10 protein-coding genes, 1 tRNA gene and 3 rRNA genes are annotated in these 15,690 nt (G+C 46.6%); 13 read left to right on the plus strand and 1 reads right to left on the minus strand.

Translation table 11 applies throughout. The features are described 5' to 3' along the window. Positions 1-78: 78 nt before the first annotated feature. Positions 79-1,113: an alpha/beta hydrolase gene (locus MKY24_RS00425; RefSeq protein ID WP_068938689.1), complete on the minus strand. Its 1,035-nt coding sequence runs from the start codon at positions 1,111-1,113 to the stop codon at positions 79-81. 610 nt (positions 1,114-1,723) lie between these two features. Here MKY24_RS00425 and MKY24_RS00430 point away from each other — a divergent pair. From MKY24_RS00430 to MKY24_RS00490, 13 genes are all read left to right on the plus strand, one after another. Then, positions 1,724-3,279, plus strand: a 16S ribosomal RNA gene (locus tag MKY24_RS00430). 362 nt (positions 3,280-3,641) lie between these two features. Continuing rightward, a 23S ribosomal RNA gene (locus tag MKY24_RS00435) occupies positions 3,642-6,566 on the plus strand. Between the two features lie 145 nt (positions 6,567-6,711). Beyond that, positions 6,712-6,828, plus strand: a 5S ribosomal RNA gene (gene rrf / locus MKY24_RS00440). The 16S, 23S and 5S rRNA genes sit together here, the layout of an rRNA operon. 346 nt (positions 6,829-7,174) lie before the next feature. Then, positions 7,175-8,632 carry an IMP dehydrogenase gene (gene guaB, locus MKY24_RS00445; protein WP_013308172.1) on the plus strand — a complete coding sequence of 486 codons (1,458 nt, stop codon included), beginning with the start codon at positions 7,175-7,177 and terminating at the stop codon, positions 8,630-8,632. Between the two features lie 328 nt (positions 8,633-8,960). After that, entirely contained in the window at positions 8,961-10,349 is a 1,389-nt protein-coding gene (locus MKY24_RS00450; RefSeq protein WP_028542609.1) for a D-alanyl-D-alanine carboxypeptidase family protein, read from the plus strand. Positions 10,350-10,480: 131 nt separating this feature from the next. Further along, on the plus strand, positions 10,481-11,362 hold the full coding sequence (gene pdxS / locus MKY24_RS00455; RefSeq protein ID WP_025720037.1) for a pyridoxal 5'-phosphate synthase lyase subunit PdxS: 882 nt from the start codon (positions 10,481-10,483) through the stop codon (positions 11,360-11,362). A 16-nt stretch (positions 11,363-11,378) separates the two neighbouring features. After that, positions 11,379-11,945, plus strand: a complete 567-nt coding sequence (pdxT, locus tag MKY24_RS00460; protein ID WP_029514961.1) for a pyridoxal 5'-phosphate synthase glutaminase subunit PdxT — start codon at positions 11,379-11,381, stop codon at positions 11,943-11,945. Between the two features lie 36 nt (positions 11,946-11,981). After that, complete coding sequence (gene serS, locus MKY24_RS00465) at positions 11,982-13,265, plus strand: serine--tRNA ligase (RefSeq protein ID WP_025720034.1); 1,284 nt, start codon at positions 11,982-11,984, stop codon at positions 13,263-13,265. 88 nt (positions 13,266-13,353) lie between these two features. After that, positions 13,354-13,442 (plus strand) — tRNA-Ser (locus MKY24_RS00470). A 144-nt stretch (positions 13,443-13,586) separates the two neighbouring features. Beyond that, positions 13,587-13,928 (plus strand): hypothetical protein, encoded by a 342-nt coding sequence (locus tag MKY24_RS00475; RefSeq protein ID WP_013308177.1) that lies wholly within the window; start codon positions 13,587-13,589, stop codon positions 13,926-13,928. A gap of 28 nt (positions 13,929-13,956) precedes the next feature. Beyond that, positions 13,957-14,127 (plus strand): hypothetical protein, encoded by a 171-nt coding sequence (locus MKY24_RS00480; protein WP_007428073.1) that lies wholly within the window; start codon positions 13,957-13,959, stop codon positions 14,125-14,127. 72 nt (positions 14,128-14,199) lie between these two features. Beyond that, complete coding sequence (locus MKY24_RS00485; RefSeq protein WP_025720032.1) at positions 14,200-14,355, plus strand: small acid-soluble spore protein P; 156 nt, start codon at positions 14,200-14,202, stop codon at positions 14,353-14,355. A gap of 199 nt (positions 14,356-14,554) precedes the next feature. Next, complete coding sequence (locus MKY24_RS00490) at positions 14,555-15,631, plus strand: hypothetical protein (protein ID WP_339201230.1); 1,077 nt, start codon at positions 14,555-14,557, stop codon at positions 15,629-15,631. Positions 15,632-15,690 lie beyond the last annotated feature (59 nt).

The raw sequence follows: 15,690 nt of genomic DNA on the forward strand, positions 1-15,690 counted from the left end.
AGACGCCCGGATTCCTTTATATAGAAGGAACCCGGGCGTCTTTTGTTTTTTTTAAGCTGTCCTTAACATATAAAGTCCCTAATCATCTGTGTATGCTTTAGACGTGGTTGACTGAAAGTGACTGGTGTCGGTGATGAGTTCACGGATGACTTGGATGACAAGCTCCGGTTGATCATGGATGATCATATGCTCGCTCTTCTTGGCAACAATAAATTTGCTGTTTGTAGAGATGTTAAGCATCTCGCGCTGTCCCATTTGCCAGCTTTGTTCGATCTGATCATTTCCGCGTTTACTAATACCGAACTGAGTCAAATCTTGTTGAATGCCCCGGGCAATTACACGTACAGGGAGATTACCCAGATGCTGTCCCCGTATGGCATCTTCGGTAGTGCTTGCTAGATCACCCTCCTCCGCAACAGATCGAAAGTATTTAGAGGAAGCGACAATATTCACAAAAGATTTTCTATCTTGATATTCGACCCGACCCGTTAGCATTAAATTGGGGAACAGGCGAAAAGCCCCTGACTTTTCTAGGAGAATGGATATTAACGGGGAGGGATTGACTTTAGGCCGTTCCTTGGCATAGATCTCATTTGTCCGGCGAGCGTCATTTTCAGGCCTGGCATCCACCAGAACCAATCCTGCCACTTCGTCTTTGTATGTCTGCGCGTACAGTCTTGAGTACATCCCTCCAAGGGAATGGCCTACCAGAATATAAGGAGCTTGGATGTCTGCGTTTTTTAAGGCGACATGAAGCTCTCGAACGATGTTTTCCCCGGTTCGTGGAGTAGCAGCCTCCTCGCTCCAGGCATAGCCTGCCCGGTCATAGGATACAACAGTGGCGAATGATGACAGTTTTTCGGGAATATCTCTCCATGACAGGCTACTTTCCCCGCTCCCTGATTCAAGCAATATTGTTGGAGAGCCGTTACCGAGTTTACGAATATGGAGTCGATAACCCCCGGCATCGACCAATTCCCCCGGAGGTGGGTATTGTGATTTATCCTTTTTGGATGCAATCCACTCATACACAAATCCTGAGATCACGAAAAGCAGTAAGCAAGAGATGATAAGAAACACAATTCTCGTCCATGTTCGCCTTCGTTGCTTCATTAGAAAATCTACTCCTCTATACAGCTATAATTAATCATTACCTAAAGTTGCGTGAAACAAAGCTGCTATCGCATGGTTTGTTGCTAGCTCCTTATCTTTTTTACCCATCCTTTCTTTGTCAAATCATCAATATTAAAGAAAAAGCAGAATATGCACTTGAGTTGTAATGAGCAACACGCGTATTCGAGATCATTGAATGGATCTCACGTCGTTCTTGGATGCAGATAACTAAGTTCATTTAGCAAAAGTACAGAGTACACAGGATGTCATTACAACAATAAAGATAGTAAAAACAATTTATTAAAAAACGGTTGCATTTAAATATGCGGAGTGGTATACTCTAATTCCGGCCAAGAAATACAATATTGCGAGCGAGTGTTACAAAAAAAGATTTAAAAAAGTGCTTGCAAAGTTGGTTCGGAGATGATATGATATAAGAGTTGGTGAAGCGATAAACTGAATCGACCGAAAAAGAATGTTTGATCTTTGAAAACTGAACAACGAGTGAGTAAAACGATTTTGTTCGCAAAATCAAACAAGAGATATTTTTTATCTCGTCAGTTTCAAAATGAGCTTATCGCTCTTTCTATAAACCAGCTTCGGTTGGTCTTTAATGGAGAGTTTGATCCTGGCTCAGGACGAACGCTGGCGGCGTGCCTAATACATGCAAGTCGAGCGGGGTTGATTAGAAGCTTGCTTCTAATCAACCTAGCGGCGGACGGGTGAGTAACACGTAGGCAACCTGCCCACAAGACAGGGATAACTACCGGAAACGGTAGCTAATACCCGATACATCCTTTTCCTGCATGGGAGAAGGAGGAAAGACGGAGCAATCTGTCACTTGTGGATGGGCCTGCGGCGCATTAGCTAGTTGGTGGGGTAAAGGCCTACCAAGGCGACGATGCGTAGCCGACCTGAGAGGGTGATCGGCCACACTGGGACTGAGACACGGCCCAGACTCCTACGGGAGGCAGCAGTAGGGAATCTTCCGCAATGGGCGAAAGCCTGACGGAGCAACGCCGCGTGAGTGATGAAGGTTTTCGGATCGTAAAGCTCTGTTGCCAGGGAAGAACGTCTTGTAGAGTAACTGCTACAAGAGTGACGGTACCTGAGAAGAAAGCCCCGGCTAACTACGTGCCAGCAGCCGCGGTAATACGTAGGGGGCAAGCGTTGTCCGGAATTATTGGGCGTAAAGCGCGCGCAGGCGGCTCTTTAAGTCTGGTGTTTAATCCCGAGGCTCAACTTCGGGTCGCACTGGAAACTGGGGAGCTTGAGTGCAGAAGAGGAGAGTGGAATTCCACGTGTAGCGGTGAAATGCGTAGATATGTGGAGGAACACCAGTGGCGAAGGCGACTCTCTGGGCTGTAACTGACGCTGAGGCGCGAAAGCGTGGGGAGCAAACAGGATTAGATACCCTGGTAGTCCACGCCGTAAACGATGAATGCTAGGTGTTAGGGGTTTCGATACCCTTGGTGCCGAAGTTAACACATTAAGCATTCCGCCTGGGGAGTACGGTCGCAAGACTGAAACTCAAAGGAATTGACGGGGACCCGCACAAGCAGTGGAGTATGTGGTTTAATTCGAAGCAACGCGAAGAACCTTACCAGGTCTTGACATCCCTCTGACCGGTCTAGAGATAGGCCTTTCCTTCGGGACAGAGGAGACAGGTGGTGCATGGTTGTCGTCAGCTCGTGTCGTGAGATGTTGGGTTAAGTCCCGCAACGAGCGCAACCCTTATGCTTAGTTGCCAGCAGGTCAAGCTGGGCACTCTAAGCAGACTGCCGGTGACAAACCGGAGGAAGGTGGGGATGACGTCAAATCATCATGCCCCTTATGACCTGGGCTACACACGTACTACAATGGCCGGTACAACGGGAAGCGAAATCGCGAGGTGGAGCCAATCCTAGAAAAGCCGGTCTCAGTTCGGATTGTAGGCTGCAACTCGCCTACATGAAGTCGGAATTGCTAGTAATCGCGGATCAGCATGCCGCGGTGAATACGTTCCCGGGTCTTGTACACACCGCCCGTCACACCACGAGAGTTTACAACACCCGAAGTCGGTGGGGTAACCCGCAAGGGAGCCAGCCGCCGAAGGTGGGGTAGATGATTGGGGTGAAGTCGTAACAAGGTAGCCGTATCGGAAGGTGCGGCTGGATCACCTCCTTTCTATGGAGAATCGTTTCCTGCAACGGAAACATTCAAATATGAAGCGTAAGCTTCAAAACTCAGGTTTAGGCCTGTTACTCACTCGTTGCTCAGTTTTGAGAGCTCAAACTCTCAAGCTTCGACGAATGTTTCATTCACACATCCGTGTGGAACCGAAATATTCATCGGGTTTCGCTTCGAAGAAGCGAATTGCACCTTGAAAACTGGATACCGAAACGAAATTGCGTTTTAGAATATTCCTTTAAGCTGATCTTGTGTAAACAAGTGAAATAAAGGTAGCAGGTAAGGAAAGATCTTTTGCCTTTGGCAAAAATCATTCTTTATCGAACATCGACATTTTCTTTCTTTGAAAGAAAAGTCTAGGTTAAGCTACAAAGAGCACACGGAGGATGCCTAGGCGCCAGGAGCCGACGAAGGACGTGGCGAACAACGATAAGGCCTCGGGGAGCTGTAAGCAAGCTTTGATCCGGGGATGTCCGAATGGGGAAACCCGGCTGTCTTCATCGACAGTCACTTTCTGCTGAATACATAGGCAGAATAGAGGCAGACCAGGGGAACTGAAACATCTAAGTACCCTGAGGAAGAGAAAACAATAGTGATTCCGTCAGTAGCGGCGAGCGAACGCGGATTAGCCCAAACCAAGGAGCTTGCTCCTTGGGGTTGTGGGACGTCTCACATGGAGTTACAAAGGAACCGGTTAGATGAAGAGGTCTGGAAAGGCCCGCCAGAGAAGGTAAAAGCCCTGTAGTTCAAAACTTGTTCTCTCCGAGACGGATCCCGAGTAGTGCGGGGCACGTGAAACCCCGTATGAATCCGGCAGGACCATCTGCCAAGGCTAAATACTCCCTGGCGACCGATAGTGAAGCAGTACCGTGAGGGAAAGGTGAAAAGCACCCCGGAAGGGGAGTGAAATAGATCCTGAAACCGTGTGCTTACAAGAAGTCAGAGCCCGATCTATGGGTGATGGCGTGCCTTTTGTAGAATGAACCGGCGAGTTACGTTCCCGTGCAAGGTTAAGGTGAAGAGCTGAAGCCGCAGCGAAAGCGAGTCTGAATAGGGCGAATGAGTACGTGGACGTAGACCCGAAACCGGGTGATCTACCCCTGTCCAGGGTGAAGGTGCGGTAACACGCACTGGAGGCCCGAACCCACGCATGTTGAAAAATGCGGGGATGAGGTGGGGGTAGCGGAGAAATTCCAATCGAACCCGGAGATAGCTGGTTCTCCCCGAAATAGCTTTAGGGCTAGCCTCGGAAATAGAATCGTGGAGGTAGAGCACTGATTGGGTGCGGGGCCCGCAAGGGTTACCAAGCTCAGTCAAACTCCGAATGCCATAGATTTAGTTCCGGGAGTCAGACAGTGAGTGCTAAGATCCATTGTCGAAAGGGAAACAGCCCAGACCATCAGCTAAGGTCCCCAAGTGTGTGTTAAGTGGGAAAGGATGTGGAGTTGCACAGACAACCAGGATGTTGGCTTAGAAGCAGCCACCATTGAAAGAGTGCGTAATAGCTCACTGGTCGAGTGACTCTGCGCCGAAAATGTAACGGGGCTAAACACACCACCGAAGCTATGGCTTGATGCATTGCATCAGGGGTAGGGGAGCGTTGAATGCGGGTTGAAGGTGTACCGTAAGGAGCGCTGGACTGCATTCAAGTGAGAATGCCGGTATGAGTAACGAAAAGATCTGTGAGAATCAGATCCGCCGAAAGCCTAAGGGTTCCTGAGGAAGGTTCGTCCGCTCAGGGTAAGTCGGGACCTAAGGCGAGGCCGATAGGCGTAGTCGAAGGACAACAGGTCGAAATTCCTGTACCACCGTAATCCGTTATGAGCGATGGGGTGACGCAGTAGGGTAGTGACGCGGACTGATGGATGTCCGTCTAAGCAGTGAGGCTGGTGTGTAGGCAAATCCGCACATCGTAAGGCTGGGCTGTGATGGGGAGCGAAAATTATAGTAGCGAAGGTCATGATCTCAGACTGCCAAGAAAAGCCTCTAGCCAGGAGAAGGTGCCCGTACCGCAAACCGACACAGGTAGGCGAGAAGAGAATTCTAAGGCGCGCGGAAGAACTCTCGTTAAGGAACTCGGCAAAATGACCCCGTAACTTCGGGAGAAGGGGTGCCTCGGTAGGGTGAATAGCCCGAGGGGGCCGCAGTGAAAAGGCCCAAGCGACTGTTTAGCAAAAACACAGGTCTGTGCGAAGCCGCAAGGCGAAGTATACGGGCTGACGCCTGCCCGGTGCTGGAAGGTTAAGGGGAGTGGTAAGCCTTCGGGCGAAGCTATGAACCGAAGCCCCAGTAAACGGCGGCCGTAACTATAACGGTCCTAAGGTAGCGAAATTCCTTGTCAGGTAAATTCTGACCCGCACGAATGGCGTAACGACTTGGGCGCTGTCTCAACGAGAGATCCGGTGAAATTTTAATACCTGTGAAGATGCAGGTTACCCGCGACAAGACGGAAAGACCCCATGGAGCTTTACTGCAGCTTGATATTGAATTTGGGTACGATCTGTACAGGATAGGTGGGAGCCGTTGAACTTTGAGCGCCAGCTTGAAGGGAGGCATCCTTGGGATACCACCCTGATCGTATCTAGGTTCTAACTTGGTACCGTGATCCGGTGCGAGGACAGTGTCAGGTGGGCAGTTTGACTGGGGCGGTCGCCTCCTAAAGAGTAACGGAGGCGCCCCAAGGTTCCCTCAGAATGGTTGGAAATCATTCGAAGAGTGCAAAGGCAGAAGGGAGCTTGACTGCGAGACCTACAAGTCGAGCAGGGACGAAAGTCGGGCTTAGTGATCCGGTGGTACCGCATGGAAGGGCCATCGCTCAACGGATAAAAGCTACCCTGGGGATAACAGGCTTATCTCCCCCAAGAGTCCACATCGACGGGGAGGTTTGGCACCTCGATGTCGGCTCATCGCATCCTGGGGCTGAAGTAGGTCCCAAGGGTTGGGCTGTTCGCCCATTAAAGCGGTACGCGAGCTGGGTTCAGAACGTCGTGAGACAGTTCGGTCCCTATCTGTCGTGGGCGTAGGAAATTTGAGAGGAGCTGTCCTTAGTACGAGAGGACCGGGATGGACGTACCGCTGGTGTACCAGTTGTTCCGCCAGGAGCACCGCTGGGTAGCTATGTACGGAAGGGATAAGCGCTGAAAGCATCTAAGCGTGAAGCCCCCCTCAAGATGAGATTTCCCAGTATGTAAGACCCCTTGAAGACGACGAGGTAGATAGGTTGGGGGTGGAAGTGCAGTAATGCATGGAGCTGACCAATACTAATCGGTCGAGGGCTTATCCTAAAAATAAAACGCAATGAGTTTCGGATCCAGTTTTCAGGGTGTAAGTTTTGTATTGTATAAGCTCAAGTAGCTTATATGAAACAAGCGAACACACAGCATTTGGCGATGCTGATTCCTGTTAAAGAATTTACGATGTAAATTCATGTTTGGTGGCGATAGCGGAGGGGTTCCACACGTACCCATCCCGAACACGACCGTTAAGCCCTCCAGCGCCGATGGTACTTGGACCGCAGGGTCCTGGGAGAGTAGGACGTCGCCAAGCAACAAGTAAAGAGGACCATAATCTCAATGAGATTATGGTCCTCTTTGGTATATTGCGCTACAAACCACTTATATAATTGCTTCTATGCTGCGTATTCAAAGAGGAGATATGCTCTTGTGAATAGTTAATACCTTTGGAAACGCTTATTTTTAAAGGTTGTCCTTCGTAGGAGTACAGTTGTTTGTACAGGGAAATACTAAAGGTTAGGGCTATTGATGAAGGCTTGACACCCCTATACCGCTTTGCTAAGATTGCAATAATATATTTTCAGAGAGCCTTGATTTGTCCATGTCGGACAGACAACAAGACCAATACAGACTAAACAATTTGAAGGAGGATCATCTTGGTGTGGGAAGATAAATTCGGTAAGGAAGGCCTTACCTTTGACGATGTTTTGCTGGTACCTCGCAAGTCGGTGGTTCTGCCCAAAGAAGTAAGCGTAGCGACTCGTTTGAGTGATAACGTAAAGCTGAATATTCCTTTGATGAGTGCTGGTATGGATACTGTTACTGAGGCAGTGTTGGCAATCGCGATGGCTCGTGAGGGCGGTATCGGTATTATTCATAAAAATATGTCGATTGAACAGCAAGCGGTAGAGGTGGATCGGGTTAAACGTTCGGAGAGCGGTGTTATCACCAATCCATTCTCATTGACTCCGGATCATTTGGTATCCGATGCTGAAGCAGTTATGGGTAAATACCGTATTTCTGGTGTACCTGTTGTAAACGAAGAAAACAAACTGGTGGGTATTATTACTAACCGCGATCTTCGCTTTATTCACGATTTTAACCTTAAAATCAGTGAAGTCATGACGAAGGAAGAACTGGTAACTGCACCTGTAGGTACGACTTTACAGGAAGCGGAAGTCATTTTGCAAAAGCATAAAATTGAAAAGCTCCCTTTGGTCGATGATGAAAATTATCTCAAAGGCCTTATCACCATTAAAGATATTGAGAAAGCTATTCAATTTCCGAACGCAGCGAAAGATGCACAAGGGCGTCTTCTGGTCGGTGCGGCTGTCGGCATTTCCAAGGATACATTTGATCGGACTGAAGCACTTGTAAAAGCTGGTGTGGATATGATTGTTGTGGACTCTGCTCACGGGCATCATATTAACATTATTGAAGCAGTCCGCAAGCTGCGTGAAGCTTATCCTGATCTGACGATTGTAGCAGGTAATGTAGCTACTGGTGACGGAACGCGCGAATTGATTGAAGCTGGAGCATCGGTCGTAAAAGTCGGTATTGGTCCAGGCTCCATCTGTACAACACGCGTAATCGCAGGGATTGGTGTTCCACAAGTAACAGCAATTTATGATTGTGCAACAGTAGCACGTGAATATAATATTCCGATTATTGCAGACGGCGGTATTAAATACTCCGGTGAAATTACAAAGGCTATTGCGGCAGGAGCTTCTGCGGTAATGTTGGGAAGTCTTTTTGCAGGTACGGAAGAAAGCCCAGGCGAATCTGAAATTTATCAAGGACGCCGCTTCAAAGTATATCGTGGCATGGGATCTATGGCTGCGATGAAGCAAGGTAGTAAAGATCGTTATTTCCAAGATGACGACAAGAAATTGGTACCGGAAGGCATAGAAGGACGCGTTGCTTATAAAGGACCACTTTCCGACACTGTTCATCAGCTGTTGGGCGGTCTTCGTTCTGGTATGGGTTATTGCGGTACAGCTAATATTGAGGAGCTTCGTAACGATACAAGCTTTATCCGTATTACAGGTGCTGGTCTGCGTGAGAGTCATCCGCATGATGTGCAAATTACGAAAGAAGCACCAAACTACTCTCTATAAAGTTCGGCTGTAGTAGACTTGACGACAGGCAGAGCGTATTTCGCTCTGCCTGTCTTTTTTTAGAGATACCCCTGTGATAGAATAGACAAGTGTCCGCCTTTATGACGAAATTAGTGATGAATTAGGGCACGTAGGTCTTTTGGACGATTCCTACCAGTGAAGAAGATTCGAGCAGGAAATGCTCATGACAGGATACAACTAAGAAAACGAAATAAAACTGGATTTTATAACGTTAAAACATTAACTACATTGGCCAAGTAGAGGCTATAACCACCGTCTCGTTATACATAGCGGATCGGGTTGAGGTACGAGAGGAGTTTGTATTCATTTGAAAGCGAACAATTTAAAGGAAAATACAAAACGCAGCATGATTAAAAAGAGTGTGACTGCAGTCATGGTGCTTAATATGATGTATATGTCGGCATTGCCTGTTGTAGGCAATTTCGATTCTAGCGTGGCTACTTTTGCAGCTGGAGCGGCAACACAGGCAACCAATATTACGGGGACAGGTTCTATTAACCCCCCTAGTCTGGCACTACGTTCTGCCATTTTGATCGAGCCTTCCACGGGGCAAGTATTGCTGTCTATGAATCCAGATGAGCCACTTCCACCAGCAAGTATGACTAAAATGATGACAGAGTACATCGTGGCTGAACAGGTTAAGCAAGGTAAACTCAAGTGGACGGATAAGGTTACGGTTAACGAGAATGCTTCTAAGAGCATTGGATCACGTATTTTTTTGGCTCAAGGGGATCAACATACGGTAGAAGAGCTTTATATTGCAATGGCGGTAGGTTCTGCTAATGACGCCACAGTAGCCCTTGCTGAACGCGTATCCGGAACCGAGCAGGACTTTGTAAAACTAATGAATGAAACAGCTCAGAAAATGGGCATGAAAAATACGTATTTTATCAACTCGACTGGTTTGGACCGTGGTGATATGCCGAAAGGCTTCCAGCCGGATACAGACCGGGAAACTGTGATGACAGCGAGAGATGCAGCTACTCTGGCTGGTTACATCATTAAAGATCATCCGGATTACACACGATTCACCACAATTCAATCTTACAAATTCCGTCCTACCGACAAGGCGCCGATTATTAACTATAACTGGATGCTAGAAGCAAACAAAAATATTACTAACTTTAGAAAGTTTGCTTACCCAGGTTTAGACGGGATGAAAACAGGCCATACGGCTAATGCTGGCAACTGTTTTACAGGAACCGCTGAACGCAACGGAGTGCGTCTCATCAGTGTAGTTATGGGAGCTGATTCAGATGCACACCGTTTTACAGAGACAGCTAAAGTGCTGAACTATGGTTTTGATAACTTTGAAGTGAAGCAGGTTGTTGCTCCAAAGACGGTGGTTAAGGGTGTTGAGAATGTGCCAGTGACCAAAGGTACGGAAACAGAAGTACCGATCGTCACCAAGGATGCAGTAAGCTTTATTGTACCTAAGGGTGCGAGCAATCCTAAGGTAACCTTTACAACGAACATTACACCAGCAAGCTCTCTGGTGGCACCTTTGAAGCAAGGGGCCAAAGTCGGAACAATTACGTACACTTACAAGACAGACGGTGTGGATAAAGGGCAGACGAAAACCGTAGATCTGGTTACTACGACGGCAGTAGAAGAGGGCGGCTGGTTCCGAATGCTTTTCCGGGCAATCGGTGATTTCTTCGGAGATCTGTTCCAAGGAATTAAGAACCTCTTCTAAAAAAGCAAAGCTAGGCGACCTACCTTGTTTTTCATTACTTATTTTGCAGCTTGAAATGATTGTGTATTTGGCATTCGTGCGGTAAAATATTAAGTTAGAATCTAAACGTAACCCTTACAGGAGGCAACGACATGGAAACGGGAACTTCGCGTGTAAAAAGAGGTATGGCAGAGATGCAAAAAGGCGGCGTAATCATGGATGTCATGAACGCTGAGCAGGCTAAAATTGCAGAGGCAGCAGGAGCTACAGCTGTAATGGCTCTTGAACGGGTGCCTTCGGATATCCGTGCAGCTGGTGGGGTTGCTCGTATGGCTGACCCAACGATTGTGGAAGAAGTTATGAAGGTTGTTTCTATTCCTGTTATGGCTAAGGCTCGCATCGGTCACTTTGTAGAGGCAAAGGTACTGGAATCTCTCGGTGTTGACTATCTCGATGAGAGCGAAGTGCTGACACCTGCGGATGAAGTTTTCCATATTGATAAGCGGGAGTTCACCGTTCCATTTGTTTGTGGAGCCAAGGATCTGGGAGAAGCGCTGCGTCGTATTGGTGAGGGTGCATCTATGATCCGTACGAAGGGCGAACCGGGAACTGGGAATATTGTTGAGGCCGTTCGGCATATGCGTTTTATCAATGGTCAAATTCGCAAGGTGCAAAACTTGTCGAAGGACGAGCTGTATGCAGAAGCGAAAAACCTCGGAGTTGCTTATGAACTGCTGTTGGAAGTGCATGAGCTTGGCAAGCTGCCTGTGGTCAACTTTGCAGCGGGTGGTGTAGCGACACCTGCCGATGCCGCGTTAATGATGCATTTAGGCGCTGATGGCGTCTTTGTAGGTTCTGGTATTTTCAAGTCGGATAGCCCTGAGAAGTTTGCACGTGCAATCGTGGAAGCAACCACTCATTATACGGATTACAAGCTGATTGCAGAAGTCTCCAAGAATTTGGGGACTCCTATGAAAGGCATTGAAATTTCCAAACTGGCACCGCATGAGCGCATGCAGGATCGTGGTTGGTAAGAAAGAAGGGACCGGCATGAAAATAGGTGTATTGTCGCTGCAAGGCGCTGTAGCTGAACATATACGAAGCGTTGAACGTGCGGGTGCGGAAGGTATAGCGGTGAAGAAGATCGAACAGCTCGATGAGCTGTCCGGTCTTATCATTCCCGGTGGTGAAAGTACCACTATCGGTAAGCTAATGCGCAAGTATGATTTTATAGAGGCTATACGTCAGTTTTCCAATCAAGGCAAGCCTGTATTTGGCACTTGCGCGGGATTGATTGTACTGGCTAAAACGATTCAAGGACAGGAAGAAGCACATTTGGGACTCATGGATATTACAGTATCGCGTAATGCATTTGGTCGCCAAAGAGAAAGCTTTGAAACAGACTTGAACATTAAAGGGATTGAGGAACCGGTTCGTGCTGTATTTATACGCGCGCCATTAATACAGTCTGTTGGAACGGGAGTAGATGTGCTGTCTGAGTATAACGGCGAGATCGTGGCAGCCCGTCAGGGTCATTTGCTGGCTTCATCCTTCCATCCGGAGTTAACAGACGATTACCGGTTACATCAATATTTTGTGGATATGGTCCGCGAATAGTGGAAAGTCAGGTTTGTAGTGTAGGAGGGATTACCTGTGTTAGATATAAAGATTTTACGTAATGAGCTTGGTCGGGTTGAGAAAGCTTTGCAGAACAGGGGGAAATCTCTGGATCTGATTAATGGTTTTACAGATCTGGATGTAAGCCGTCGTGAGTTACTTCAAGAAAGCGAAGGACTCAAAAATCGTCGGAACGTGGTATCCGGTGAAGTAGCCAAGTTGAAGAAGAATAAGGAAAATGCGGATGATCTTATTGCAGAAATGCGTCAAGTCTCCGATCGTATTAAAGAATTAGATGAGCAAGTACGCGAACTGGAAGTACAGATCGACGAACTGGTGATGTCTATTCCGAATATTCCTAATGAAACAGTACCTGTAGGTGCATCGGAAGAGGATAATGTAGAAATCCGTCGCTGGTCGGAGCCACGCGAGTTTTCTTTTACACCTAAAGCGCATTGGGAATTGGCTCAGGATCTAGATATTCTTGATTTTGAGGCAGCAGCCAAGGTAACAGGTTCTCGTTTTACGTTCTACAAAGGATTGGGAGCAAGATTAGAGCGTGCGCTGATTAACTTTATGATGGATCTGCACAGCAGTGAGCATGGTTATGAAGAAATGCTTCCTCCATACATTGTAAATCGGGACAGCTTGTACGGAACGGGTCAACTTCCGAAGTTTGAAGAAGATTTGTTTAAGCTGCGTGATACTGAGTATTATCTCATTCCTACGGCTGAAGTTCCGGTAACGAACTACCACCGTGAAGAGATTATGAATGCGGAGCAGCTTCCAAAATATTATGTAGCATACAGCTCTTGCTTTCGCTCGGAGGCAGGATCAGCAGGACGTGATACACGTGGCCTGATCCGTCAGCATCAGTTCAATAAGGTAGAGATGCTTAAGCTAGTTCACCCGGATACCTCTTATGAGGAATTGGAGAAAATGACGAATAACGCTGAGCGTGTTTTACAGCTGCTCGGACTTCCATATCGCGTGCTGGCACTTTGCACTGGAGATATGGGTTTTACGTCTGCCAAAACGTACGATCTGGAAGTATGGTTGCCTGAGAGTGGCATGTACCGCGAGATTTCTTCCTGTTCAAACACAGAAGACTTCCAAGCGCGTCGTGCAAACATTCGTTTCCGTCCAGATTCGAAGGCGAAGCCTGAATTTGTACATACGCTGAACGGTTCAGGATTGGCTGTAGGACGGACTGTGGCTGCTATTTTGGAGAACTATCAGCAAGAGGACGGAAGCATCGTGATCCCAGAAGTGCTGCGTTCATATATGCGAGGCATTGAGGTTATTGCTCCTAAGCAGTAAGTGTTGCATTCTTAGAAATCCTGTGGTAAAATAATTTTGTTGCGCCTGAGTATGTTAAAAGGGAAGCAGCTTTATCCATTTACCACCTGGAGAGGTACCGAAGCGGTCATAACGGGGCGGTCTTGAAAACCGTTAGAGTGCAAGCTCACATGGGTTCGAATCCCATCCTCTCCGCCATATTCTAAATAAACCAAGTCATTCAAATACGATAGCTGATACATTGGCCTTTATAAGCTAATGATCAGGAATCGTGGAGAATGGCTTTTTTGTTGTATAAAAAGCTCGTTTTTTTCACACGTTATCAGATGTGGAGGTGCTGGCATGAATCGAGAAATGACAGTAGACCAGCAAAAGCTGGTAGAGGCCTGGCAGGAACAACTGCCGATTCTTTTGAATTCAGGGGACAAATCACAGGTACAGGCAGATGAAGCCAATAACCGGGCTATACGAATCCACATCGAGGTTGAAGGCCGACAAATGTACTCCTTTGATTTTGCATGTACTTATGTAGACTCCCGGGAAGTACAGGTTAGCTTAGTCGATGTAGAGCGGGACGGACAGTCTGTGGATGAACGAACAGATATCATTCAGCAGTTAGTGTCCGATTATACTCGGCATATTCACCAATGTGCCCAAACATTACAGTCGTTGACGCATTCGTAGGTCATGAAGGAATGAGGAGGAAGGCTACATGACAAAAGCCAAAAACGGACTGGATAAAAATCTGTCTAACATTGTTGATGATTTGGAGCAACGTCCAGTTAATAGTCATCAGGCACAGCAAGTGCAGCAGGATCGTAATGATCGCCGTCATCAGGATTCACTAAATCACGATAAAACGGAAGATCTACACCATCTATAGTCCTATTTTTAATGGTAATAAACGGATTCGTTGATGTACCAAAAATATAGACTGAGAATGGAGGATGCATAAATGAGCAAGCCTAAAGCCATTCCTGTTCCCGAAGCACAGGATTCTGGTGGAAGTAACGAAAAGCGTGAGCGTAGTCATCAGCAGGAGCCGTTATCCGGTTCCAAGAAGGTGAAACAGCGGAATCACGTGGATCACCATAATAGAGAAGGCTCATAAGCAGGCAGACCTTTCTCCTAAAATATATTGCATAGTGTAAGACACCCTGGTTAGAGAGCCAGGGTGTCTTTGTGCTTATTGTAAGAAAATTTTCCAATAAGTGTTTCGCCGTTTGAGAATATGAGTTAAAATAGAGGGTGTGTATTTTTTTTGTTAGCATAAATAAAGGGGTTAAATACGAGAGGAGAGAATCTACACAATGAGTAAAAAGTTATCCGTCTTGGTACTCACTATGGTGTTGCTTATGACGGTAGCCCTGGTAGGTTGTAGCAAGAAGTTAGAACCGAAGGAAGCTGTTACGACCGGTACAGCTAATGCAATGAAATTGAATTCTTATGAATCCAAAAGTCAATTCACGATTAAGGAACTGACAATTACATCCGCTTCTGTTCCAAGTGAGCAAAGTGCAATGGTAACTAGCATGCTGAAAAATGCTGATATTACGTTGGATGGTGTATACCAAAAAGAACCTTTCCAATCTGAAATGACGCTCGGTATTCATTTGAAGGGTGATCTTTCCACCAGCTTCACGATTCCAATGGTAATGACTAAAGATAAACTGTACGTTAAAATTCCTAATATTCCATTTTACCCGCTTCCACAGGATGTTGTAGGTAAATTCCTGATCATTGATCCACAAGAACTGGCTAAACAATCAGGACAAGAATTTAACCCTGCAGCCATGGATCAGGAAAAATCGCAGAAATTTGCGAATGAAGTGATTGCTGCGATTATGAACGAGTATGATCAAGCTACGTACTTCTTTGATATTGATCCTAAAGACGCTAAATTGCCACAAGGCGTTGAAGCTAAACAAGTAGTTCAGTTTAAAATAACGAACGACAATGTGAAGCAAGCGACCAATACATTTATCACTAAGGCGCTTCCTAAAGTCCTTGATGTGATGTCTAAAGATGAATATGCTAGCATGCTTCAAGTGAAGAAGGAAGAGTTGGCTGAAGCGAAGAAAGAACTGCAATCCAACACCAGCGAAGTTAGCAAAAAGCTGGACGAGTTGAAAAACTATTTGACGGTGAAACAATTTGACATTAACACAGCTTTGAACAAGGATAACATTCCTGTGTATCAAGACCTGAATGCGAATGTAGAGATGAATGATCCGGCTACAAAAGACAATGTGAAATTGTCCGTAACAGGCTACACGCAATACAGCAAAATCAATGCTAAAGCAGCATTTAAAGTGGGTATTCCAACAGGTGATCAAGTCCTGACTATGGAACAACTGCAACAAAAAATGCAAACTGTTGCTCCTTAATTATGGGATGACATGATTGCAAAACATCATTTTTTTCGTATATGATGTAAGAAAACCGC

Origin of the sequence: Paenibacillus sp. FSL P2-0322 (assembly GCF_037975315.1) — a bacterium.
GTDB classification, from domain to species: domain Bacteria; phylum Bacillota; class Bacilli; order Paenibacillales; family Paenibacillaceae; genus Paenibacillus; species Paenibacillus polymyxa_B.